This is a genomic window from Paraflavitalea soli (assembly GCF_003555545.1).
Classification (GTDB): domain Bacteria; phylum Bacteroidota; class Bacteroidia; order Chitinophagales; family Chitinophagaceae; genus Paraflavitalea; species Paraflavitalea soli.
Genome location: NZ_CP032157.1, coordinates 8,229,637 through 8,254,502 on the forward strand (window position 1 = coordinate 8,229,637; position 24,866 = coordinate 8,254,502).

Annotated in this window: 17 protein-coding genes; 11 read left to right on the top strand and 6 right to left on the bottom strand. The window is 47.9% G+C overall.

Going from position 1 to position 24,866, the window contains the following annotated elements:
* Positions 1-62 precede the first annotated feature (62 nt).
* From D3H65_RS31835 to ggt, 3 genes are all read right to left on the bottom strand, one after another.
* Positions 63-4,907, bottom strand: coding sequence for a translocation/assembly module TamB domain-containing protein (locus D3H65_RS31835; protein ID WP_119054178.1), 4,845 nt, complete (start codon positions 4,905-4,907; stop codon positions 63-65).
* Between the two features lie 208 nt (positions 4,908-5,115).
* Positions 5,116-5,673, bottom strand: coding sequence for a DUF1572 family protein (locus D3H65_RS31840; protein ID WP_119054179.1), 558 nt, complete (start codon positions 5,671-5,673; stop codon positions 5,116-5,118).
* Between the two features lie 120 nt (positions 5,674-5,793).
* Positions 5,794-7,509: a gamma-glutamyltransferase gene (gene ggt, locus D3H65_RS31845; RefSeq protein ID WP_119054180.1), complete on the bottom strand. Its 1,716-nt coding sequence runs from the start codon at positions 7,507-7,509 to the stop codon at positions 5,794-5,796.
* 123 nt (positions 7,510-7,632) lie between these two features.
* Between ggt and D3H65_RS31850 the strand changes: the two genes are divergently transcribed.
* From D3H65_RS31850 to D3H65_RS31870, 6 genes are all read left to right on the top strand, one after another.
* Positions 7,633-10,707 (top strand): TonB-dependent receptor, encoded by a 3,075-nt coding sequence (locus D3H65_RS31850; protein WP_119054181.1) that lies wholly within the window; start codon positions 7,633-7,635, stop codon positions 10,705-10,707.
* A 158-nt stretch (positions 10,708-10,865) separates the two neighbouring features.
* Entirely contained in the window at positions 10,866-13,385 is a 2,520-nt protein-coding gene (locus tag D3H65_RS31855; RefSeq protein ID WP_119054182.1) for a M14 family metallopeptidase, read from the top strand.
* Positions 13,386-13,610: 225 nt separating this feature from the next.
* Positions 13,611-16,133, top strand: a complete 2,523-nt coding sequence (locus D3H65_RS31860) for a PIG-L family deacetylase (protein WP_245999639.1) — start codon at positions 13,611-13,613, stop codon at positions 16,131-16,133.
* Positions 16,134-16,295 carry a hypothetical protein gene (locus tag D3H65_RS33110; protein ID WP_162915910.1) on the top strand — a complete coding sequence of 54 codons (162 nt, stop codon included), beginning with the start codon at positions 16,134-16,136 and terminating at the stop codon, positions 16,293-16,295.
* A gap of 137 nt (positions 16,296-16,432) precedes the next feature.
* A complete protein-coding gene (locus D3H65_RS31865) occupies positions 16,433-18,163 on the top strand; it encodes a sodium:solute symporter (RefSeq protein WP_119054183.1) in 1,731 nt (576 codons plus the stop codon).
* 159 nt (positions 18,164-18,322) lie between these two features.
* On the top strand, positions 18,323-18,850 hold the full coding sequence (locus tag D3H65_RS31870) for a hypothetical protein (protein WP_119054184.1): 528 nt from the start codon (positions 18,323-18,325) through the stop codon (positions 18,848-18,850).
* A 217-nt stretch (positions 18,851-19,067) separates the two neighbouring features.
* Here the strand turns inward: D3H65_RS31870 and D3H65_RS31875 are convergent, their stop codons facing one another.
* The gene (locus D3H65_RS31875) at positions 19,068-19,619 is read right to left on the bottom strand and encodes a hypothetical protein (protein ID WP_162915911.1); all 552 of its coding nucleotides are present in this window, start codon (positions 19,617-19,619) and stop codon (positions 19,068-19,070) included.
* A gap of 81 nt (positions 19,620-19,700) precedes the next feature.
* On the opposite strand from D3H65_RS31875, the gene D3H65_RS33115 reads away from it, so the two are divergent.
* The 5 genes from D3H65_RS33115 to D3H65_RS31895 all read left to right on the top strand — a co-directional run bounded on the left by D3H65_RS33115 (position 19,701) and on the right by D3H65_RS31895 (position 22,806).
* Positions 19,701-19,847 (top strand): hypothetical protein, encoded by a 147-nt coding sequence (locus D3H65_RS33115; RefSeq protein ID WP_162915912.1) that lies wholly within the window; start codon positions 19,701-19,703, stop codon positions 19,845-19,847.
* A 170-nt stretch (positions 19,848-20,017) separates the two neighbouring features.
* Positions 20,018-20,596 (top strand): PH domain-containing protein, encoded by a 579-nt coding sequence (locus D3H65_RS31880; RefSeq protein ID WP_119054186.1) that lies wholly within the window; start codon positions 20,018-20,020, stop codon positions 20,594-20,596.
* The gene (locus tag D3H65_RS31885; RefSeq protein WP_119054187.1) at positions 20,568-21,107 is read left to right on the top strand and encodes a hypothetical protein; all 540 of its coding nucleotides are present in this window, start codon (positions 20,568-20,570) and stop codon (positions 21,105-21,107) included. Before D3H65_RS31880 ends, D3H65_RS31885 begins: the two co-directional genes overlap by 29 nt.
* A 16-nt stretch (positions 21,108-21,123) precedes the next feature.
* A complete protein-coding gene (locus D3H65_RS31890; protein ID WP_119054188.1) occupies positions 21,124-21,978 on the top strand; it encodes a response regulator transcription factor in 855 nt (284 codons plus the stop codon).
* A 72-nt stretch (positions 21,979-22,050) separates the two neighbouring features.
* On the top strand, positions 22,051-22,806 hold the full coding sequence (locus tag D3H65_RS31895) for an MBL fold metallo-hydrolase (protein WP_119054189.1): 756 nt from the start codon (positions 22,051-22,053) through the stop codon (positions 22,804-22,806).
* A 74-nt stretch (positions 22,807-22,880) separates the two neighbouring features.
* On the opposite strand, the gene D3H65_RS31900 is transcribed toward D3H65_RS31895, so the two are convergent.
* Together D3H65_RS31900 and D3H65_RS31905 are read right to left on the bottom strand one after the other, a co-directional pair.
* Complete coding sequence (locus D3H65_RS31900) at positions 22,881-23,480, bottom strand: methyltransferase domain-containing protein (RefSeq protein WP_119054733.1); 600 nt, start codon at positions 23,478-23,480, stop codon at positions 22,881-22,883.
* 157 nt (positions 23,481-23,637) lie between these two features.
* On the bottom strand, positions 23,638-24,813 hold the full coding sequence (locus D3H65_RS31905; RefSeq protein WP_119054190.1) for a threonine synthase: 1,176 nt from the start codon (positions 24,811-24,813) through the stop codon (positions 23,638-23,640).
* Positions 24,814-24,866 lie beyond the last annotated feature (53 nt).

Sequence of the window (24,866 nt, forward strand, 5' to 3'; positions counted from 1 at the left end):
TTTGTATACGAAGGGGCTTTTTGTATTTAGCTCGCGGCTCGTAGCTCAAAGCTCGTGGCTTTTTACGGCTTGCCTGCTGTATCTGACTTACTGCTATCCGTTGCAGAGGTTGCATTGGTAGAATCCTTTACCCGTCTTTCTTCAGCTTTCTCTTTCCTTTTTCGTTCAGTGCGGAAGATATCGCCCAGCCGGTCAAAGTCGTGCCGGTAACTGATGCTGGCGCCGGAACGGTTTTGCCGGGCGCCTACGCCGCTCATATAGTTGTAGGAATCCCGGTAGAAGAAGGTTAATACCACTTTACCATCCGCCCTTACTTTCCATTCGGCTGTGATATCCGGCAGGAATTGCAGGTTCTGCGTAGCCTGTACCTGTTGAGAGCTGAGGCCAAAGTCCAGTGCACTGCCAAAGGTAAAGGTCAGCCGCTCATCGAGGAAGCTTTTACCAATATTGAAGTTGAGGTTAGTGCGATCGATATTAAGCTTGTTGTTGGAGTTGTCAATAAAGTTCGATCCGCTGTACATCTGCGCATTGAAGTTGACCTTGATGCTTTTATCGTTGAATATCTTCTGGAAGATATTAGAGAACTGCCTGCTCAATGTATTGGACAGGATGCCCGAGATACTATTGATCACCACTCCTTCAAATGCCAGGTTGGCCAGGTTACCCTGACTATTGGAAGTTGACAAGGGGCCAAAGCTATTGAACACAATGAGGAAGGCCACCTGCTTGTTCAATTCATTTTCATCATTCTGGATACGCTGCAGGATGGCCAACGCATCGGCATCATTCTTCAGGGTACTATTTTGTGGCATTTCTATCTGGAAGCTGATATCGGGCTTCATGAGTTTGTTCTTAAGGGTAGCTACCACTATTACTTCCCCCCGGTACTTCCGTACATTGTTATTGATACCACCATTTGTATTAGAACCCGATTGCAGGGAAAACGCATCCAGGCCCAGGTCGCTGAAACGCACGTTCTCGGCTTTGTATTCTGCATCTATCTTGATGGTAGCTGCATAAGGATCACCCTGCCATTGAATGTAGTTGCCCACATTGGGACGCAGGGTAAACGGCTTGCGCAACACCGACTGGAAATTGAAATTGTAATTACCCCTGTCAATATCATAACGGCCTGTAATGGAGAATTCACCATCTGTACGGGCGGTCATTTTAAGGTTGCCATGGCCTACAGCCTGGATCACATCACCGGTTAGCTCGTCCAGGATCACATTCATCTTGATGTAATTATTGGCCGTTACATCGAGTGTTACACTCAGGTTGCTTTCTTTGAAGGCATCCACTGCTTTCATTTCCCTGCCATACACTTTCCAAACAATGTAATCTGTTTCGCCACTTTGTTTGGAGCCGGAACCGGAGCGGATAAACAGCTTGGAACTGTCAGCAGGCTCGCCCCTGATGTCCATCTTCATGTCTTCCAGCCTGTCCTTCAGGGTCATGTTGACCTTGGCGAACACGGTACCGAAGAAAGGGTCTTTTCCGGTGCCGTCGGTAGCCAGCACCAGCATTTTATTGCTGTTGATCGCAAAATCAAAATCGAGGTCATCGAAGCCATGGTGTTTTAGGATGCCACGGCTTACGGTGCCGGTATTGCCAAATTCATCCCTGATGGTGAAGGAACCGAAATTGATCTGGTCTTCTTTAAAATCAAAAGTAGCAGCCGGTATCTTGTACAATACATTCGTGTAGTTTACCCGCAGGGCGGCATCGCGCAACTGCACCTTGCCCAGGTATTTCAGGTTGTCGGTAGGGCCGGTGATCCTCAACTGGCCAGTAGCCAGACCGCTAATATTCTTAAATACGCCGGAGAGGTATTTCTCCAGTACATTGATCTTGGTATCCTGGAAATTGCCGGTAATATCCAGCGGTGTTTGATTGTCGGCGCTGTCCAGCAGGTTGTAGAGGCCCTTCATGTCAAATACATAATCCTTATTGTTGGATACCGCTGCAAAGTTTACCGCACCGCTCCGCTGGTTGTAGTTGGCATTCAATTGTATTTTGCCCAGGGAGTCATTGTCGAGCCTGAACTGGTCGGCCTCTCCGTTCATCTCCACCTGTATCTTACCAAATGGGTTCATCACATCCACAGTTGCATTCAACAATCCTTCCAGCCGGGTGGATTTGGTGATATAAGGAGCAAAGTCCCCTATGTTGATCTTCTTCAGGTCTACTTTGATATCGTTGGTATTGCCAATATCGGAAGGTTGGGTGGTGACGAGTATTTCCTGGTCGCCGCTGTATATTTTCACCCCATCGGCGGTTACCAGCTCTTCACTCAATACCAACTCGCCGTTCTTCTCTATCACCCAGTTCTTGCCATTCACATCAAAGTGCGATTCATTGAAAACAATGCGTACTCCCTTGGGCATGGTTTGTACCCGGGCCACCACATTGGCGGAGTTCAGCGTTTGACTGGCGCTTGTTTTGAGGGTGATATCTGAAATGTCGTTGGCCGAGTGAATGTTGATGGTAGAGCCCGGAAAGTGCAGGCTGTCGTTGATGTACACATCCGCAATGGAGTTCTCCAATGAAAGGCTGTCCAGGTTACCCGTGCCTTTCAGGGCTACATTGTAAAAGGCGATATTCTTATAGCTGAACTGGGGCACTTCTGCATTCAGGTCCAGCATATTCTCTTTGGTATTGATACGGCCGGTAACGGTGCTGTAGTTAAAACCATTGAGGTTCTTGTCAAAAAAGTCGAGGTATTCATCCACCTTCTTGGTAGTGACCACAAAACTGAAGTTCTCATCGTGCTGCATGGTACGCCCTTCGCCGATATAGCTGGGATAGTATTTGTGCAGGAAGGTGCGGAAAGAGGAGGGAAGGTCGCGGATGGAAAACTGGCCTACCAGCGCTGCGTCAAATTCATTGCTCAGTACGGTGATGACCTTATTGGTCCCCAAAGTTTTGGACTCTATGTTGAGTGAATCAAAAGAGATCCGTTTTCCTTTTTTGAATACCGATGCTTCATACACACGGGCTGTACCGAGGAAGTTGTCGATATTGTCGCCGCTGAAGTTGAACCTGAACTTACCGGTTACTTCTACACTATCCTTCAACAGTTTAATGTTCTTCAGATCGGCCTTTACAATATTGGCGTCGAAATTAAACTGGGGGATATCCTTGCTGAGGTCAACGAGACCATTTAACTGGAATTGCAGGTTGGGATCATCAGATGTCAGCTCTCCATTGAAGAGGCGCTTGGCCACCGTACCCTTCACTATAATGTTCTGATACGTATAGCCATTTACTTCCAGTGATCTGATGGTGCCATCCAGTTTGGCATTCAGGCTATTGGCTTTCATACCCAGGCCGTATACGCCGCCATTAAAGCTGATCTTGCCTATCTGCGCCATATCTACAAACTGGCCCAGGTTGAAACTATCAGTTCTCAGCTTACCGGAATAAGTAGGCGCTCCATTGGCCGGGAACTTCATGTTGAGGTCACTCACGATGGTGCCCAGACCGGTACGTATGGTTCCATAGGTAACAAAGTCGTTGATGAAGCCGGTGAAGTTGCCCCTGAACTGCAGGTATTCCAGTTTGTCTATTCTTGGTTGCTGAATATTCTTTAATTGAGGGATAATGGTAATGGCATCGGGATAAGTGGTCCGGAAATCATTGGCTACAAAGTCGATAAAGGTATTGTTGATATCCGGTAAACCTTTGATGCTGATATTACCATTGAGGTAGGTATTTTTTCCGGCCTCTACGATCAGTTTGCGGGCAGTGAGGTTCTCAACGGGGCCTTTTATCTTACCACTGATGCGGATCTGCTTTTTCCAGTTTTGCATTTCAGGTGCAAAGAAGGCAATATCATCACTGTCCAGATCGGCATCGTTAAAGTCTGCTTCCATGCGTACCAGGGAAATAAAATCGCCCATGTCATCAAACGTATTGTAATGCATGGCGAAGTAATCGTGCAGGTGGCTCCGGTTGGTGAGCAGGTCAAGCTGATGAAATTCCATCGCTTCCGGATGTATCCGCACCTGGGCATTCAACTTCTTTACGATAAATCCACTGCGCTCCTTTGTATTGAGCTGCATGTTGACCAGGATAGAATCCTGCTTAAAAGCTACCTGTTTGAAAGTGCCATTGATATCACTGAAGTGGATATGATTGGGATCAAAATAAGAGACAAGGGGATCATCCGTTTGGCGGTCACTTTTAAACGTGCCTTTTTCGAGGGTTACTTCATTGATAGCAATACTCCATTTGCCGGGATTCCAGCGCAGGTGGGCCGTATCGTTCACAATGGTTTCTTCTACGTACCTGGGACGTAAGGAATCGGGCCGGTTGCCGGTATAGTTATAGATGGAAAATACAGGATGATCGAGATGCAGGCTATTGATCCGTATCAGGCGCTCCTGGAGGTCGAGTTTTTCAGCATCGATATTCAAGGTAGCAAACTGCAGCTGCATATCTTCTCCCCGCCAGCCATCTCTTTGCAGGAGGGATACATTGTCAAACTCTACTTTTTTCAGGTCGAGGTTGACGGAACCTTTTTGGGTGGTGGTCTTTTTAGGGCCGCTGAAGTAATCGGCCAGGAAGCGATAATTCCAGGTAGAATCCTGTCGTTCCAGGTGGATCACGGCATCTTCCAGCCCAATATATTTCAGTTCGATCCGGTCCTTGAAGAAAAACCAGTCGGTGATATTCACTTTTACAGCACCGGCATACAACAGGGTATCCTGTTGCTGGTCTTTCACCAGGGTGCCTTCCAGCAGCATTTTATTAAATAAGGCAAAATCTACATGTTTGATCTGAACGGTCGTGTGGAGGTCTTTGGAAAGTCGTTTGGTCACCTGGTGTACCAGCCAGTTCTGTACCGGGGTAGTCTGGATGGCCATCCATGCCAGCAAGATCAGGGCGATCAGCACCAGCAGCACGGTCCGGGATATTTTCCAAAATTTTCTCAGGAAACTACGTTATTCGGGTGTAAAATTAGGTATTCCCCATTGCTGAGCAAATTCAGTACCAATGAATTGAAATGATTTGATAAATATCGGCATTAAGATGGGGTTAACAGGAGACCTGAAATATGGCAAATACAGTGTATTCGTAATTGATTCAAGGAAAGGTGCCCGTGAAATTCCTTTAGATCCGCGGCGCATTTGCCGGATCTTTAATCCCCTCACTGGCATTGTATTCGGCTGATTTTCCGGGTTCTATCGACAGGCTTTTCCAGGATTGGTCTTTGAGCATACGGCCGATATACACAATTTGTCCTACATGATAGGGATAGTGGGCCAACTGGCGGTTGATGGCGTCGATCACGATCAATGGCTCCTGGCGGATGGTGATCGTTTTCAGGAGATCAGCTTCGGTTAGGGATTCGAGGGTGTCGAGGAAACAAGCCCATCCTTTTTCCCACTTGTCCAGCAATTGTACTTTGGAGTATTGGATCACGCCAAATTCTTCATCCCGCTTGCGCCAGTCTTTTTCTCCATCTTCGGTAAGGAAATTGGTCCAGCGGCTCAGCATATTCCCATGCAGGTGCTGGATGATCATGGCAATGCTGTTGGAGGCGGCATTTGGCTGGTAGAGGAAATCCTTTTCTTCCAGTTGTTCAAAGGTCCGTTCGCCCAATAATTTATAGTAACGCAGGCGCTTAATGGCGCTTGATAAGAATACTGTACCCACTGAGTTCGACATGATCACCTGTTTGTAACAAAGTTAGGAAGAAAGCTTCGAGCCGCGAGCTGCGAGTCTGTTGCTTCGAATGGCTTCTCTGTATTTAGCTCACAGCTCGTAGCTCGCGGCTCGCAGCTGTTTTCAGTATCCTGCTGCATGATCATCTCCCCGCTTGTCACCTACGGCTTCAAAACTGCCATCGGGCAATACACGGATCACTTCGGTGCGGCCGATAGCGCCACGTACGGTGATCTTATAACCCATTTGCTGCAGCTTTTCGCGTACAGCCTGGGGGAAGTCTCTTTCCACCATCACTTCATCGGGTAACCACTGGTGGTGGAATTTGGGTTTGTTCACCGCATCATCGGCATTCATATCAAACTCCAGGATGTTGACCAGTGTTTGAAATACAGAAGTGGTAATGGTGGTACCGCCGGGCGTACCTACTACGAGGTAAGGCTTACCGTTTTTCAGCACGATGGTGGGCGTCATGGAGCTCAACATACGTTTGCCGGGCACAATGGCATTGGCATCGCCGCCTACAGCGCCGTACATATTGGGTACGCCGGGTTTTACACTGAAATCGTCCATCTCATTGTTGAGCAGGAATCCGGCGCCGCCTACTACCGTCTTGCTGCCATACCCACCATTGAGGGTAGTGGTGACGGCTACGGCGTTGCCCTGGCTGTCATATACACTTAAGTGGGTAGTCTCTTCGCTTTCCGGTACGATGCCTGCCTGCACGGCAGTGCTGCTGCCTGCTTTGTTGGGGTCATAGTCCTTCATTCGTTGTTTGGCATACGCATCACTGGTGAGTGTTTTGATGGGCACTTTGTAGAAGTCCACATCCCCCAGGAATTTGGCGCGGTCGGCATAGGCCCTGCGCTCTACTTCGGTCATCAGTTGTACGGATTGTACCGTCTGGAAACCATAGCTCTTGATAGGTTTGTCTTCGATCATCTTCATCATCTGGGGCAGTAATACGCCGCCGCTGCTGGGCAGTGGCATGGTCACTACTTTATATCCCTTGTAATCAAAAATGGAAGGCTGTCTGTCCCGGGCGGCATAGCTCTTCAGGTCATCATACGTGATGATGCCTTTGCCGCGTTGCATTTCTGCTACGATGAGCCGGGCGGTCTCTCCTTCATAAAATCCGGCCTGTCCGTTATCGCGTATGCGCTTCAACGTGTTGGCCAGGTCTTTCTGTACCAGGGTATCACCGGCTTTCCAGGGACTGGCTTTTACAAAGGCGGGTGTTACAGTGTTATATTTAATAAAGGCTTCGCGGGAACGGTTCAGGTCGCTGGCCTCATCGGCTGTGATCACAAAGCCTTTTTCGGCCAGGTCGATGGCGGGCTGTATGAGTTTCCTGAAGGGCAGCTTGCTGTATTTTGCGGCTGCGAACAGGCCGGCCACGGTGCCCGGCACACCCGATGCCAGGTGGCCATTCACGCTGAGGGCTGTAATGGCATTGCCATTGGCATCGAGGTACATATCGCGGGTGGCAGCGCCGGGCGCCTTCTCGCGGTAATCCAGCGTAACATCTTTGCCATCAGCCAGATGGGCTACGAGGAAACCACCGCCGCCGATATTGCCGGCAGCGGGATACACAACGGCTAATGTGAGTTGGGTGGTAATAGCGGCATCAATGGCATTGCCGCCCAGTTTTAATATAGCGAGACCTGCTTCACTGGCGAGTGGATGTGCAGAGACCACGGCGCCATGTGTGCCTGTTGCTTTCTTCTGTACAGTATACTGGTATGGGTTTACCTGTTTAGGACTTATTATGGCACGGTTGCCACCACAGGCATACAAGCATACAGCTACCAGTAATATATAGGTGTTCTTTTTTCTCATATAACGCTTTTCGATTGGGGGATTAAAAATACCAAAGCTAATTCAATAAAATATTTTATCTTACAGATATCAAATGTATGGCCATGGGGCCGCATATAACCAAAACAAACCGGACTCCAGATTATGAGAAAATTTATCTACCCAATTCGTGGGGTGAGTGTTCTTACATTCTTTTTACTCACCTTCCTGACAACTTTCGCTCAAACTACCGGTACTATTCATGGAATTGTAAAAGACGCCAGCGGTAACCCGTTGTCCGGCGCTTCTGTTGCTATAGAAGGACAGAAGGGCGGCGCCATAACGGATGCCAGCGGCAGCTATACCCTGCGGGTGCCTTCCGGTTCCTATACCCTCCTGATCAGCTTTGTAGGCCAGGAAACACAACGCTACCAGGTGGTGGTAGCAGCAGGCAGCACGGTACAACAGGATGCTTCTCTGAAAGTGCTGGCCGACCTCGGCAGTGTGGTCGTCATTGGTTCCCGTTCCCGGCAGCCCCGCAGTAAACTGTCTACAGCGGTACCGGTGGATGTGATCAGCACCCGGGAAATAAAACAATTTGCACAGGCCGACGTATCGCAGTTGCTCACTTATGCAGCGCCTTCCTTCCAATCGGCCCGCCAAACGATCTCCGATGGTACAGACCATATCGATCCGGCAGGATTGCGTGGCCTGGGGCCTGATCAAACGCTGGTGCTGGTGAATGGCAAGCGCCGGCATACCACGGCCCTGGTCAATATCAATGGCACCGTTGGACGTGGATCAGTAGGCACCGATCTCAATGCTATACCAGCCGCTGCCATCGAGCGCATTGAAGTATTGCGCGATGGTGCTGCCGCACAATATGGTTCTGATGCCATTGCCGGTGTGATCAACGTGGTATTGAAGAAAAGCTATAAAGGGTTTAATATATCCGGTCTGGCCGGACAAAATGTGACCACCATGCCCTATGCGGGTGGTGTTGACATCACCGACGGGCTCAACAGGCAGATCGACTTCAGCGGAGGGTATGCCTGGAAAAATGGCGCTTATATCAACCTTAGCGGCCAATGGCTGAAACGCGATGGCAGCAACCGCAGCGGGCTCGATAATATCCCCCTCATCTATTATGGCAATGCAGGATCATTGCCTCCTGCCGCCGCTATACCGCCCGGGGTTCATCCTACGGATTATTATCGCTGGCTGATAGATAAGGACAAAGCCTTTGCCGATAGTCGCCAATATGATCGTCGCAATATCGTAGCGGGTAACTCTTCCGCCAACAACCTCGGCGCTTTCCTCAATGCAGGGTTCACCATTCATGAAAAGGTAGAAGCTTATTTCACTGCAGGCGCTTCACACCGTACAGGTGCTGCCAGTGGCTTTAGCCGCAACCCCAATTCCTGGAGCCAGCAGCCGGTACTGGAGGATGGACAACGTTATTATTACGACGGCTTCCTGCCACAGATCCATACCACCATCGATGATAAATCGCTGATTGCCGGCGTTAAATTCCCGGTCAGTGATTGGAGTTTCGATATCAGCAATACCGTGGGTCAGAATACGATCCGCTATGATATCAAGAACACCGGCAATGCTTCATTGCCTGCAAGCAGCCTGGTGCAAACAGAGTTCTACGCAGGTAAACTCGGCTTTTTGCAGAATACGGTGAACCTGGATGTAACAAGGCAATTGTCCGTAGGTGCCGGCACCTCGCTCAACATCGCCTTTGGTGCTGAATACCGCTACGAACAATACAAGATCAATCCGGGTGAATTAAACTCCTGGCAGGACACTTCGGTGAATGGAAGAAGATTCCAGCCCGAGCCGGTTCCTTCCTATCCCGGTACTTCACTGATCTATACACCGCCGGGTGGGCCCGCAGTGCCGGGTGCGCAGGTGTTTCCGGGTTTCCGTCCTTCTGATTCCACCAAGGCCCACCGCAATATCTATGCACTATACCTGGATGGTGAATTGCAGGGAGATAAATTCATACTGGGCGGCGCTGTTCGCTATGAGCGATACAAAGAATTTGAAGCCGATTACGACAACCTCAGTGGTAAGATCACCGGTCGTTACAATATCAATAAAGACCTTGCCGTACGTGGTTCGGTGAGCACCGGTTTCCGCGCGCCTTCCCTGCACCAGCGTTATTTCCAGAATACTTCCACCCAGTTTGTAGGTGGATTGCCTTCTACAGCCTTAACTGCCAATAACTATAATCCCATCGTAAGGGACGCATTTGGTATCAAGGAATTGAAGCCTGAAACTTCCCTCAGCTTTTCCGGAGGTGTGGTAGGTACGATTGGTAACCACCTCACCTTTACGGTAGATGCCTACTTCATTAAAATTGATGACCGGATAGTATTGTCTACCCAGTTTGCCCGCAGCAATAACCTGGTCGATTCTATCATGAAGAAGAACAATGTACCTGCCTCTGTAAATGCACTGCAATTCTGGACCAATGCCATCAATACGGAAACCAAAGGCATTGATGTGGTGGTAACGGAAAGATTTAAAATGGGTAAAGGCAATGCTAATTTATCTGTAGCGGCCAACTTCAATGAGAATACGGTAGTAGGTGGGTTGAATACCAATTCTGTGATCGATGATCCGAAGGTAAACCCCAGCTGGAACAATCCCAATGCCAATCCGGCCAATGACCTCAGTACCGGCCTGTTCGACCGTCAGCAAAAATCACGTATTGAAGTAGCACAACCCAAGAGCAAGATCAATATCACGTTCATTTATGACCTGCCCAAGTGGAACTTTATGGCACGCACCGTACGTTTTGGAAAGGTTGAATACATACACAACCTGGACCCTTACTCCACCAATCCCTCTACAGGCGCTTACTTCAACGATGTAGGACTGGGTACCGATCAAACCTTTGATGCCAAGTGGACTACCGACCTGGTGGTGACCTATAAAGTAACACGCGGTCTGAGTCTTACTGTAGGCGCCAATAACCTGTTTGATATTTACCCAGACAGGATATACATTGATCCACGCAATGATCCTGCTGCCTATTATGCTACACCGGTTGCCGGTGCAAACAAGGCAGCCGGCGGCTACAATGCATCGAGGGATGCCTCCAACAGGGGCCGTTTCCTGTTTCCCGCCAACCAGTTTGGTTTCAATGGCCGCTTCCTGTTTGCCAGGATCAATGTGGATGTGGTTGATCTGGCGAAGACCATCAAAAGCGCCATTCCTAAAAAGTAGTTAAGTACACTTCTATATTACAGTCACATGAGGAATCTCAGGGCATCCCGCACACGGGGATGCCTTTTTTATTCCGGATGTAGGATTTCAGATCCTCCTAAATCCTAAATTCTACATTCAAAATTGTTCCTTATTTTCATGGCTTATACGTACATATCATGAAGAAAGCCCTGGCCTTATGGCTCTTAGTCTCTGCTGCAATGATTGGATATACCCAGGTAAAATCGCCCGAACAGTTCCTGGGATACAAGATCGGAACCCGCTATACCCCGCATTACAATGTGGTCAATTATTTTAAGGAAATAGCCGCTACGGCTTCCAATATGGTGAAGCTGGAAGAATATGGCCGTACCAATGAGGGCCGCCCCTTATTGCTGGCCTATATCGCTTTGCCCGACAACCTGGCGCGCCTGGAACAGATCAGGCTCAACAACCTGCGCCTGGCAGGCATAGCCAACGATAAAGCCGCGCCCGATGAAAAAGGACCGGCCATTGTATGGCTGAGCTACAATGTGCATGGCAATGAAACTTCTTCTTCTGAAGCCGCCATGCTTACCTTGTATGAACTGGTCAACCCGGCCAATGCCAAAACCAAAGAGTGGCTGAAGAATACAGTGATCATTATTGACCCCTGTATCAATCCCGATGGCCGCGACCGCTATGTCAACTGGTTCAACAGTGTGGTAGGTCTTACGCCCAATGCACAACCTTTTACACGCGAGCACAGTGAACCCTGGCCCGGGGGGCGCTCCAATCATTACAATTTTGACCTTAACCGCGACTGGGCCTGGCAAACACAGGTAGAATCGCAACAGCGGCTGGCCAAATACAGCCAGTGGTTACCGCAGATACATGTTGATTACCACGAGCAGGGATACAATGAACCCTATTATTTTGCGCCTGCTGCTGAACCTTTTCATGAGGTCATTACGCCCTGGCAAAGAGAATTCCAGGTATTGATCGGTAAGAACAATGCGAAATATTTTGATGAGAATGGCTGGTTGTTCTTCACCAAAGAACGCTTTGATCTTTTCTATCCCAGCTATGGTGATACCTATCCCATTTACCGGGGAGCAATTGGTATGACCTACGAACAAGGCGGTCATAGCCGTGGCGGCGCAGCTGTGATCAATGAAGATGGCGATACCCTCACACTGTGGGACCGCCTGTACCACCATTTTACCACCGGCATGGCCACTATTGAAGTGAGCTCACAAAATGCCGGTAAACTGGTGGGTGAGTTTAAGAAGTATTATGACAAGGCGCGTACCTCGCCTCCCGGAGAGTTCAAAGCCTATGTGGTAAAAGCCGATGCAGGTGATAAACTGACCCGTTTAAAGAAAATGCTCAGCAGGAACGGTATTGACTGGAGTTATGCCAATGCTGCTACCTACACGGGGCTCAACTATTTTACTGCCAAATCAGAAGCATTTAAAACCGTACAGGGAGATATTGTGATCAATGCCAACCAGCCCAATGCCAACCTGGTCGATGTGTTGTTTGAAAGAACCTCTAAATTATCCGACTCGGCCACCTATGATATTACCGCCTGGTCATTGCCTTTTGTATACGGGCTCAACACTTATGGTCTCAATGCCTACGTGACTGCTACTACCAAAGAACTTTCTATTGTAGCGCCGCCGCAAGGGAAGGCTTCGCTGGCTTATGCCGTTCGCTGGAACGGTCTGCACAGCGCCCGTTTCCTGGCTGAGTTGCTGAAGAAGAAAGTGAAAGTGCGTTTTTCGGAAGAACCTTTTACGGCAGCAGGCGAGCAATTTGAGCGGGGCACCTTGCTCATTGCCCGTACCAGCAATGCGGCTTTGGGTGAATCGCTGCATACTATTGTAGCGGATGCTTCCACTTTGACCAATGTACATTGCTATGCTATCGGGTCTGGCTATGTAGAGAAAGGGTTTGACTTCGGCTCCGGCAAAGTGCGCATCATCAATGCACCTAAAGTAACCTTGTTGGCGGGTGATGGAGTTTCTTCCCTCGGTATGGGTGAAGTATGGCATTTCCTGGAAAAGGAACTGGGTTATCCTGTCAATATAGTATGGACCAGCGACCTGAATGGAAATGTATTGAAGCAAACGGATGTCTTGATCCTGCCCGATGGTAATTATCGCCTGTTTGGTGATAAGGCCATGAACGATAACCTGAAGGAATGGGTAAGCAATGGCGGTAAGATCATTGCTATCGAGGGCGCCGTATCGCAATTGTCAAGGGCTGAATGGGGTATCAAGCAAAAGGAAGACAAAAAAGACGATAAGAAGGATGAGAAGAAAGATGATTACAGCATGCTGAAGCGGTATGAGAATCGCGAGCGTGACTACCTGCCCGGCTTCAACCCCGGCTCTATTTTCAAGGTGGAACTGGACAATTCTCACCCCCTGGCTTTTGGGTACGACAATTTCTACTACACCCTCAAGCAGGACGATAATATCTACGAATTTTTCAAAGATGGCAACTGGAATGTAGGGATCATTAAAAAAGACAACCAGGTGGCTGGATTTGTGGGCGCCAGACTGAAAGAAAAACTGAAGGATGGCGTCTTATTTGGAGTGCAGGATTATGGGAGGGGATCTGTAGTGTACCTGGCTGATAATCCGCTGTTCAGGAACTTCTGGGAAAATGGCAAGCTCCTGTTCTGTAATGCGGTATTCTTAGTGGGGCAGTAATTCCGGATGTAGGATGTAGTATTTAGAATTCTACTACTCTCAGAATTGTACTACGTGGTTCAGGCAGGCTGAAAATGCAGGCAGTTGCCTATGTATTGCGATTTAGAGACAAAGAATCCTAAATCCTAAATTCTACATCAGTAATCGTTAAATTTATACCAACGGGGCAGTATACTGCCCCGCTTTTGCTTACTTTGGCCAATCGTTGTAAAACCAAGCTGTTCCATGATGCGAATTTTTTACTCCAAACAAGCTTTCTTTTCTTTACTGCTCTTACTGAATACCGTCACGCTGCCGGCGCAAACGCCGCCTGCCTATACTGCCGGAGATATTTACCTGCAGATCAAAAAGCTGAAAGTACTGGGTTCTGTATTATACATTGCCGCTCACCCCGATGATGAGAATACCCGTTTACTGGCCTACCTGTCGAAGGACCGCCTGTACCGTACTGGTTACATGTCATTGACCCGTGGCGATGGTGGACAAAACCTCATTGGGGATGAACAGGGTATTGACCTGGGGCTCATCCGTACGCAGGAGCTATTGGCTGCCCGCCGTATAGATGGAGCAGAACAATTCTTCTCCCGTGCTTTTGATTTTGGATTCAGCAAAAGCACCGATGAAGCACTGGCTACCTGGGGTAAGGAAAAAATATTGTCGGATGTGGTATGGGTGATCCGTCGCTTTCAGCCCGATGTGATCATTACCCGTTTTCCGGAAGATGCCCGTGCGGGCCATGGTCATCACTCCGGTTCAGCTGTACTGGCGCATGAGGCTTTCCGCCTGGCTGCCGATCCCACTGCTTTTCCCGAGCAATTGAAGCTGGGTGTAAAACCCTGGAAAGCGAAACGGATTATGTGGAACACCTTCAACTTCGGCGGCAACAATACCACGTCCAACGATCAACTGAAAATAGATGTTGGCGGTTACAACGCCGTACTGGGAAAAGGATATGGCGAAGTAGCAGCCGAAAGCAGGAGCCAGCACAAGAGCCAGGGTTTTGGTGTACCCGCCAGCAGGGGAGTGGCCTGGGAGTATTTTACACCCGTGGAAGGTGCCCCTGCAAAGACGGACATTATGGATGATGTCAACATGAGCTGGTCGGCAGTAGAAAAAGGCGCTCCTATTGACGCTAAGATCGATGAGGTCCTCAACAACTATTCATTGCTCCATCCCGAACGTTCTGTGCCGGCATTGGTGAGCTTATATAAAGACATCCGCAGCCTGCCGGAAGGCTATTGGCGCAACCAGAAATTGCAGGAAGTACAGCAACTGGTAGAACGCTGCAGTGGCTTGTGGATGGATGTTACCTCGGCTACTGAGTTTGTAGTGCAGGGCGATACCATGCGCGTGTTGGCTGCCATCAACAATCGGTTGGGGGCTAATGCACAATTGGTGCGCTTTACCCTGGATGTTTTTGATTCTACTTTCAACAAGCCCCTGGCTGCCAATACCAACACGGTATTCACCAGGCCCATTTATGTATTTACTACCAAGCCGGTAACACAACCCTACTGGCTGGAACACAAAATGAGTGAAGGTTCTTTCACTGTAAATGAGCAAACCTTTATTGGTCGTCCGGAAAGTATTCCTTCTTACCAGGCAACTATTGAAATAACAATAGAAGGAGAGCCTTTTACCTTTACAAGAGCCGTACAATATAAATTTACCGATCCGGTAAAAGGGGAGTTGTACAGGCCGCTGGTAGTAGTGCCTTCCGCTACTGTGAGCACCGACCCCGGTATTGTGATCTTCCATAAAGGAGAAAAAGCCACGCAGGATATTCTGCTAAAGGTGACCGCCAATAAAACATTTGATCACTATACGGCCAAGGTTTCCAAAAGACTGAAGAATGATAATTCGATCGTAACCGATACCAATTTCTCCCTCATCAAAGGGTTGAGCAAGCCTTATTATTTTACCATCAATAATGGTATGCTGAAAGGGTTGGAGCAGGACAATGTGCAGGCCTTTGTAGAATTGAAGAACGGCAAAGAAGAGCAGCCTGCCTGGCTGAATATGACCAGCATCGAGTATGACCATATCCCTCCGATCCATTATTTCTACCAGGATGCGGTGAAAGTACTGAATATAGACCTGAAGACAGCCGGCAAGCGGATCGGTTATATTGAAGGTGCTGGCGATAAAGTACCTGCTGCCTTGGAGCAAATGGGCTATGAAGTAGTGGTACTAAAAGAAAAAGATATTACACCGGCTGTATTGAAGCAGCTGGATGCGGTGATGACCGGTGTGCGTGCTTATAATGTACACGATTTCATGTTTGCCAAATACGATGTGCTGATGGATTACGTGAAGAATGGCGGCAACCTCATCATCCAGTACAATACCAACAACCTGATCAGTACGGTGAAGAGCCGCATCGGGCCCTATCCCTTCAATATTTCCCGCAACCGCATTACAGATGAGAAAGCCAAAGTAAGTTTTCTTTTACCTGAGCACCCGGTGTTGAATTACCCCAATAAGATCACGGAGAAAGATTTTGATGGCTGGATACAGGAACGCGGTATCTATTTCCCCGAGCAACTGGATTCGGCCTATAAATCACCTTTGTCCATGGCTGATCCGGGTGAGCAGCCTTTGAACAATAGCCTCGTCATTGCAGATTATGGCAAGGGTAAGTTTGTGTACACGGGACTGGTATTTTTCCGGGAGCTGCCGGCTGGTATTCCGGGCGCCTACCGGTTGCTGGCCAATATCATTGCATTGAACAAAAAGAAAGGATTTTAAATGAGTGCACCTTCGAGAGCAAAGGGGCAGGTAGCCCTGGTGGTAGCAATTGTGGCGGGTCTTATAATTGGTAAGCTGATCAGGAAAGCTACTGTTGGTATAGCCATCGGCGCGATACTGGGATTAATGGTACTGATGATCTTGTCTAGTAAAAAACGATAACGATTGCCCAACAATATGTCAGCATCTTCAAATGAAAAAGTACCTGTATTCAGAAAGTGGGGCCACTGGTACTGGCTCGTCATTGGCTTTTTGGCCTTGCTGATCCTATTGTTTTACTTGTTTATCAAACATTACGCATGAACTTTTCCCGGTTAGACTGGATCGTATTAGCGGTCACCTTGCTGTGCATTATACTCTATGGGGTGTATAAGAGCCGTGCGACCAAAGACCTGGATGGTTACTTCCTCAATGACCGGCAAACGCCGTGGTGGATCGTGATGTTGAGCATTATGGGCACTCAGGCGAGTGCAGTCACCTTTTTGTCGGCGCCCGGCCAGGCCTACACCGATGGGATGCGTTTTGTACAATATTATTTTGGTTTGCCCCTGGCCATGGTGGTGGTCTGTATCTTCTTTGTGCCCATATTCCGCCGGCTGAAAGTATATACCGCCTATGAATTCCTGGAGCAGCGCTTTGACCTCAAAACCAGGTTGCTCACCTCCCTGTTGTTTATGTTGTCGCGCAGTTTGTCTACCGGTATCAGCATCATTGCGCCGGCACTTGTGCTGCATAGCATGCTGGGCTGGGACCTTACCATTACCAATATCTTCATGGGCGGCCTGCTCCTGATCTATACTACTACGGGCGGCGCTAAAGCTGTGGCGTATACCCAGCAGTTACAATTTGTGGTGATCTATGCCGCCATGTTTGCGGCTGCCTGGTGGGCCATCAGAATGTTGCCCGAAGGAGTAGGGGTCAGTGAAGCCCTGCACATCAGCGGTAAATCGGGCAAGTTGAATGTGATCACTTCCGGCTTTACAGAAAATGGTTTTGACTGGAAAGACCGTTTCAATATCTGGAGTGGGGTGATCGGCGGCTTATTCCTTACCCTCAGTTATTTTGGTACCGATCAAAGCCAGGTGGGCCGCTATCTTACTGCCCGCAGTGAGGGAGAAAGTAAACTTGGCCTCTTGCTGAATGGTGTGGTGAAAGTGCCCTTGCAGTTTGGCATTCTGCTGATCGGGATTTTCATTTTCTCCTTTTACCAGTTTCATAAAACACCTGCTTATTTCAACCTGGCCGAAGAGCGTAATGCTAAGTCGGGCAAATATGCAGGCGAATACATCGCTGCAGAAACCCAATACCAGCAATTGCAGGAAGAAAAACGCGGTACTCTTGGTGAGCTGGCAGCAGCCATCAAAGTGAATGATGAGACTGCCATCAGCCGGTACCGCGAAGAGCTGCAATTGCATGAAGTAGCAGCCAAACGCCAGCGTGATTCTGTGAAAGCCATTATCAGGAAAGCCAATCCCGGTAGTGATGGCAATGATACCAATTATATCTTCCTTCGTTTTGTAGGTGATACTTTGCCCAATGGCCTGGTGGGACTGATCATCGCCATTATATTCCTGGCTGCCTGGGGCAGCATTGCACCGGCGCTCAACTCACTGGCATCTTCTACGATGGTGGACTACCATAAACGGCTTACAAAGCGCCCCATTACCCCCTTGCAAGAGTATAAATGGTCTAAACGATATACTTTGTTATGGGGCATTGTGTGCATCATCATGGCCCAATTTGCTTACAACCTGGGCAATAGTTTGATCGAAGCGGTGAATATCCTGGGCTCCTTATTCTACGGACCTATTTTGGGTATCTTCCTCGTAGCATTCTGGCTGAAGCGGGTAGGAGGTCATGCTGTATTTACTGCCGCTGCCCTGGCGGAAGTAGTCGTGCTCACCGTATACTTTTTGAAGATCGTTTCCTTCCTTTGGCTGAATGTGATCGGGGCATTGGCTGTGATTTTGTTTAGTCTTGTGCTGCAGCCTTTTTGTCCGGCGAAGAAGCAGGTGGTGAAGGAAGGGTAGTATTGTTAAAAAATATTTGCTATTTCGTTAGTATGCTTTGGCCGTTTATTTGTTATAATAATAGGACATAGCGAGTATTCATCGAGTTTAATTATTTATTCCCGTAGATACTGCTTTTGTTATTTGAATGTTGCTGAAATAAACATTTAAAATACCCTATTGAGAGAACATAAGCACTCCTTTCTTATTGACAAAATAACCAATAGTATTGAAGATGCATTGACTGGAACGAGCCATGATACTGATGTTGTCCCTATATTGCTAACTGATTTTAGAGTTGTTCTCAAAAAAAACGGATGGCGATTTAACTGGAAGGACGAATTGAAAAATAAGGATCGGCAGTTATATAAGATATTAGTACAAGGAGATAGGACAATTCAAGGTATGATCAGCTTGCAAATTATTGAAAACTACATAGAATTGCACCTGATAGAAACTGCTCCACATAATTACGGTAAATCGAAAAAATACATAGGCGTACCTGGTAATCTGGTAGCTTTTGCCTGTAAAATGAGCTTTGATTTAGGCTTTGAAGGTTTTGTAGGATTCAGGGCTAAAACGCAACTGATTCAGCATTATATTGATACGTTAGGCGCGACGCTGATATTCAAAGATCGGATGTGTATTTCAGGCGATTCTGCCAAAAAATTAGTAAATTCGTACTACAAAAATTGTCTAAGTGGCTGATAAAAAGCAATATTACGGACTGGATGAAATTGGGTTCGTTGGAACCCAGGAGAAGCGGACAAATGCCCAGATCAAAAAGGACATTGAACAGACCATACGGTACATAAAAGCCAGCAAATCTAAAAAGGATCTAAAAGGATTGTCTAAGATTAAATAGGTACAATCTTGTATATTTTTTATCAGAGCCGTCCAACCCGACGGCTTTTTTCGTCTAAGGTCACGTCATCACATATTCACTCCAGGGATAAGTAGTGAGCGACTGATTATATTGCCGTCGGAATGCGCGGTCATGGAGACGGTATAGCGCTAGCGAAAGTGGAAGTTTCTTCTCTTTGATTGGTTCAACCGATCGTCCCTTACGGTCCCTTAATCGCTGTGATTTATGGCCGAAAGGAGCTCTCAACGCCACCACTTTAGGTTCCTGCTGCAGCTTAATAACGGGCTGGCCATATTGTTTTAACAGGTAAGTGATAATTTCTTCTTCTTTCCATTCATATTTCAACCAGGTCATGGCTTCGCCGGTGAGTTTGCGGTAGAGGGTATGTCGTTTCCTTTCTGCCGGCAGCGCTGCATATATTTTCGATCCGATGCGGGAGGCCTTGCCCAGCAGGGCGGCATATAGCATCGTCTTGCGGAAGGCAGGGTCCTTCTTCACCCGCTTGCCAGTGAGGGAGCTGCGGGTGCGCATAAAATACCTGCCATACATCTGGTAGATGCAAACAGGACCAATAGTGCCTGTAACAGGTGGTATGCAATTAAATCTGGCCATAAGACATATGCTGCTTTAAATTAATAAATAGATTGATGCCAGCCAACGGATAGAAGGGCTAAAAAGGAAACCAGGTTTCAAATGCCGGGCAAAATGCCGGGCTCCACTTATCCCTGGCCTTATCCTTCGCTTATCCAGGCAGGTAAAGGCGCACTTGAGAAGCACGAATTCGGTACTCCCAACCTGGCCTCAACCATGTGTGAACCTTGTACCATCCATGTAGGTTAAAGCGCACTTTACACATAGCTCACACAAGGATGGGGCAACCTTGGTACTTCCTTCACCGATCTGCAATAAGTTGTATATCATTTATTTGTGATCCTATTGCACTTGTGGCGAGTATTTATTAATTTTCATGGAGCAATGTATTCAAGGCCTTCACTTACCCTATCTGAACCATGATACCCAATACCGACCCTTCACCCGGATTTGACCAGGTATTAGACAGCGATGAAAAGATACTATGGATAGAAAAACCGCTGAAGTTGCCTTATCTGGCTGCAGGGTTCGGGGTATTCTTTATTTGTTTCTTTTTATTAGGCGGCTTCCTGCTTTACCACAATGCATCGCAACAGGCCCCGGTCCTGGGAGTATATTTGATGGGGGTAGCGGTCATGGTATTTTCCACTTTTGAATTTATACAGCGGCGATTGTACGTGAGGCATATCTGCTATGCTTATACCAATAAACGGATCCTTATGCGGCATGGCTTCCGGGGGAAAAAGATCAAAGTAATTGAATTTGAAAATGTGGTGGAGATAACGGTAGACATCAATTCCATTGAACGATATTATGGCGCCGGTTCAATAAAATTGTTTACCGGGGAAATATCTTATAGTGATGCCGGTACTCCGGAGAAGATGTATGTTGACCTGGAAGCCATTATCGATCCATACGTTGTGTTCCATAACCTAAAGAATGTGATGTCTGATTTTAAAGCTACTCAGTATGAACTCGCTCAAATACCTGCCTTTTGAAAGTTATACCTTAGAAGCAAAACTAAGCATTACGGAAGTCCGGGCCAGACTGGAAGCCAATATTGAATCCCGTCAAGGTATCAGAAACAATAATAGGCTATCCGGTAATACAGGTAAGCCTTACGAAGGAAAAATGACCAGTGATAGTTTTGAGATCAGCAGGGTGATCAATTACAGGAACTCTTTTTTGCCGGTGATCAAAGGGCGTATTGATACATACCTCGGCAAGACGCGCATTACCATAAAAATGAGAACGGTAATATTTGTGATGGTATTCATATTTTTCTGGTTAGGTATTGTAGGCCTCGTATGCCTGGGTATATTAATAATGGGTATTATTCAAATCAGAGAGTTATTGCAACATGGTTTTTCACCGGTGGTATTAATCCCTTTTGGGATGTTTGCTTTGGGCAGCCTGTTGTTCACCTTTGCATTCAAGGCAGAAAGCAAAAAAGCCAATTCCTTCCTGAGCGATCTGTTAGAGGGCCAGGAAGTAGAAAAAGCCTCGTAGTTCGTACCTTGCAACCATGAAGGGCATCACCATCATACCACCGCCACCGCACCTGAGCAGGCATGTCAGGAGTTTCTGGTATGCCGGACCTTCCACACAGCAGCAACACTATCAGGTACTGGCAGATGGTGCTCCTGGACTGATCTTCCAACACAACAATGGACATTCGGGTATCACCTGGCAAGGCGTACATAAGCTACCCCTTGCATTCGTCTATGGACAGGCCACCGTACCAGGAAACAACATTATGGAAGCTGGCACCTCGTGTTTGGGTATACATTTCCGGCCCCATGTGTGGAAATCGCTCTTTCAGGTGGACGCCAGCGAAGTCACCAATACCCTCATCGAATTGGATAACCTGTCTGGCCTGAGAATAACGGAGCAATTATTGAATACGGCAGATCCTTTACAAATAGCAAAGCTGCTGGGTGATTGCCTGTGGCAGAATATTGTCCGCAAACAACAGGAAGATGCCATCATTACAAATAGCGTACACGAAATAGCCGCACATATTACTGTTGTTCATAGCAGTGAACTGTCGGGTAAATACAACCTCTCGCAGCGCCAATACCAACGGCGATTTAAACAACATATGGGCGTGTCACCTGAAACCTATATCCGCATACTAAAATTTCAGCATGCCTTGCAGGCGATCAACCGAAGATCGTTCAGCAAGCTATCCGATATAGGTTATGAGCTTGGCTTTGCCGATCAATCACATTTCATCCGGGAGTTCAGGTTATTCTCCGGTTATACGCCCAAAGATCTGCTGCAACAACAACAGCCTGTGCCGGTAGAGAGTATGACTGCCTCGCTGGAAACCGGCCACCCAGGTATACCGTCCACCCGCCTGCTGATCTGCCCACAATAACGTCGCTACCGTTCTATTTTGCCTGCTGAACGCCTGCTAGTTTTGTACTACCTGCTATTAAAACAGGAAAGTATGAAAAACATATATCACCTCAACTGTGTAGACATCGATTCGCCCATGGGCGCCAAAGGCATCGGCCACTGTCTCTTGCTGGAAGATGAACAAGGGCTCATCCTGATAGATGCGGGCATTGGCCTGCTGGATACGCGCGACCCGGAAGGACGCCTGGGCACGCAAATGATAGAGAAGGCAGGATTGCAATTTGATGAGCAGCTCACGGCTTACCGGCAAATTGAACAACTGGGATTTCGCCCGGAGGATGTAAGGCATTGTATCATTACCCACCTTGATTGTGACCATATAGGAGCCGTGATAGATTTTCCGGATATGGAACTGCATGTAGGGAAAGAAGAGTATGACAACTTCTACAGTGGCAATCCCCGTTACCTGCTGCACCAATTGGCGCACAGACCAACAATCCATACTTATGATACAAGCAGTGAAAAATGGTTTGGCCTGGAAGCGCGGAAAGTAGCGACTGGTTTTGAAACAGAGATATTGTTGGTGCCATTGCCGGGCCATTCGATGGGACATTGTGGGGTGGCGATCAGGATGGGCAAGGGATGGTTGTTCCATATCGGTGATGCTTATTATTACCGGGTGGAATTGGCTCAGGACGACCACCCCGTGTCACAACTGGCGGCACGTAATGCTGACGACAATGAACTGCGCATTCAATCACTGGAAGTCATCAGGCAATTGATGAAGGACCATCCGGAGATCACCATCTTCAGTTTTCATGATCCGGCTGAGTTTCCCGGAGTATAGCCATGCAATTACCAGTGGTGACACCTTTGCCCTTGAGTGGCAGACAAAAGGTGTCACCTCTTTAGACTACCTCTTTAGGCTTGATCCTTCTGCGCTATAATAAATACTTCTAATCCCGCCCTGGGTTTAATTGAATTGTAACAGGATGCCAATGTTTGCAGGGCGAAAGTGGGTTCAAACAGATCCATGTACTCCTGTATATTACCGCCAAAAGGAGGGCCTCCTTCAAAGCTCCTGCTAAACAATACACCCACCAGTTTACCGCCCGGCTTCAGCAGGCTGTGCATCTTAGCCACATACGCTTCGCGGAGGGTAGGCGGCAGGGCACAAAAGAAAGTTTGCTCTATAATGAGATCGTATTGACCTTCCAGTGTAAAGAAATCTGCTGTAATAATGCTTAGTTGGCGGTGAAGGTAGCGCTTGAACTTATCGGCCAGTCTTTCCGTGAGTAGGGGAGAAATGTCTGCCAGCGTGATATTGGTAAATCCTTGTTGCAGCAGGTATTCGGCTTCATACCCATTGCCGCAGCCGGGGATCAGGATGGCCATATCTTTACGGGCAAGCTGATCAATGTATTCTTTGATGGGCGTGGAGACATATCCTATGTCCCAATTGGTTTGCTGTTGCTGGTAGAGATCATCCCAGTAGCCGGCATTTAATGGCAAATCGTTCATAAGGGTAAATGTAACAAAAAAAGGCCCCCGTTCCCACGGAGGCCAACCTTTAACATAAAACATCCATAATCAAACAATCGTTGATGAACGGTATCACCGCTGTTTTGTTGATGACCAATGGCAAGCAATAGCGTCCTGTGAAACCTGTCAGGTTTTTTTAGATGATGTTCTCCAGATACTTGTAACCTGAGCCGGTGTTTAGCATCAATATCTTTTGACCCCGGTGGATCTCTTGCTGGTCGATGAGGTCCAGTAAGGCTTTCCACAAAGCACCGCCTTCCGGTGCTATCAGCAAACCTTCTGTTTTGGCAATCTCCTTCACTGCACTGATCATATCTGCATCCTGCACGGCAATGGGCAGACCGCCTGACTCACGCAATACCCGCAGGATCATGTTCTCAGCAAATGGATTGGGCACAGCCAGGCCGTTGGCAATGGATGGGCGACCTGTATAGTTCTTTGCATTTGGCTGTACCCCTTTCCAGGTATGAACAATAGGCTGACAGGTAGCTGCCTGCACAGCGATCATTTTAGGACGCTGACTGCCGATCCATCCCATCTGCTCCATCTCTGCAAAAGCCTTCCACATGCCGATCAGCCCGGTGCCGCCGCCGGTAGGGTAGAGGATCACATCGGGCAGGGTCCAATCCATTTGTTCGGCTATCTCATACCCCATGGTCTTTTTGCCTTCCAGGCGCCAGGGTTCTTTGAGGGTAGAAATATCAAAACAGTCTATCGTTTGTTTTAATTGGGCCACTTTCTTAGCGCAATCGCTGATCAGGCCGTCTACCAGCACCAGCTCGGCGCCATACAACAGGCATTCATCTTTGAATACCTGGGGTGTATGCGATGGCATCACTACAATGGCTTTCATGCCGGCAGCTGCACAATAGGCCGCCAGGGCTCCCCCTGCATTGCCCGCGGTAGGAACAATACAGTTATGCGCACCTGCTTCTTTGGCTTTGGATACTGCCGCGCTTAATCCCCGTGCTTTAAAAGAGCCGGTAGGGTTGCCCGATTCATCCTTGATGAACAATTGAGGCAACTCATATTTTGACCGAAGGTGTTTTGGGGTGAGGATAGGCGTCATGCCTTCGCCAAGACTTACAATATTGTCCGGTTCAAAAACCGGCAATACCTCGCGGTAACGCCACATGGTGCTCACCCGGCCACGGAGAGATGACTTTGAAAAAGTATTTGACAATTCATAACCGGCTACCAACGGTTGATTACAACAGGTTGCAAAACTGTGCACTTCAAATATACTGTACTGCTGTCCGCACTGAGAGCAGGAGAGATGCGATAAGGAAGTAAATTGTTGCACTGTTTGCATGGTACCGGGGTTTGGACAATACAAAAGTATTGTTCATGGAATAAGTATCCCAT

Bases quoted from the DNA above. Each gene is read 5' to 3' on its own strand.
- D3H65_RS31840 (WP_119054179.1), bottom strand. From the start codon at position 5,673: ATGTCGAACTCAGTGGGTACAGTATTCTTATCAAGCGCCATTAAGCGC.
- ggt (WP_119054180.1), bottom strand. From the start codon at position 7,509: ATGAGAAAAAAGAACACCTATATATTACTGGTAGCTGTATGCTTGTAT.
- D3H65_RS31850 (WP_119054181.1), top strand. From the start codon at position 7,633: ATGAGAAAATTTATCTACCCAATTCGTGGGGTGAGTGTTCTTACATTC.
- D3H65_RS31855 (WP_119054182.1), top strand. From the start codon at position 10,866: ATGAAGAAAGCCCTGGCCTTATGGCTCTTAGTCTCTGCTGCAATGATT.
- D3H65_RS31860 (WP_245999639.1), top strand. From the start codon at position 13,611: ATGATGCGAATTTTTTACTCCAAACAAGCTTTCTTTTCTTTACTGCTC.
- D3H65_RS33110 (WP_162915910.1), top strand. From the start codon at position 16,134: ATGAGTGCACCTTCGAGAGCAAAGGGGCAGGTAGCCCTGGTGGTAGCA.
- D3H65_RS31865 (WP_119054183.1), top strand. From the start codon at position 16,433: ATGAACTTTTCCCGGTTAGACTGGATCGTATTAGCGGTCACCTTGCTG.
- D3H65_RS31875 (WP_162915911.1), bottom strand. From the start codon at position 19,619: ATGGCCAGATTTAATTGCATACCACCTGTTACAGGCACTATTGGTCCT.
- D3H65_RS33115 (WP_162915912.1), top strand. From the start codon at position 19,701: ATGCCGGGCAAAATGCCGGGCTCCACTTATCCCTGGCCTTATCCTTCG.
- D3H65_RS31880 (WP_119054186.1), top strand. From the start codon at position 20,018: ATGATACCCAATACCGACCCTTCACCCGGATTTGACCAGGTATTAGAC.
- D3H65_RS31885 (WP_119054187.1), top strand. From the start codon at position 20,568: ATGAACTCGCTCAAATACCTGCCTTTTGAAAGTTATACCTTAGAAGCA.
- D3H65_RS31890 (WP_119054188.1), top strand. From the start codon at position 21,124: ATGAAGGGCATCACCATCATACCACCGCCACCGCACCTGAGCAGGCAT.
- D3H65_RS31895 (WP_119054189.1), top strand. From the start codon at position 22,051: ATGAAAAACATATATCACCTCAACTGTGTAGACATCGATTCGCCCATG.
- D3H65_RS31900 (WP_119054733.1), bottom strand. From the start codon at position 23,480: ATGAACGATTTGCCATTAAATGCCGGCTACTGGGATGATCTCTACCAG.
- D3H65_RS31905 (WP_119054190.1), bottom strand. From the start codon at position 24,813: ATGCAAACAGTGCAACAATTTACTTCCTTATCGCATCTCTCCTGCTCT.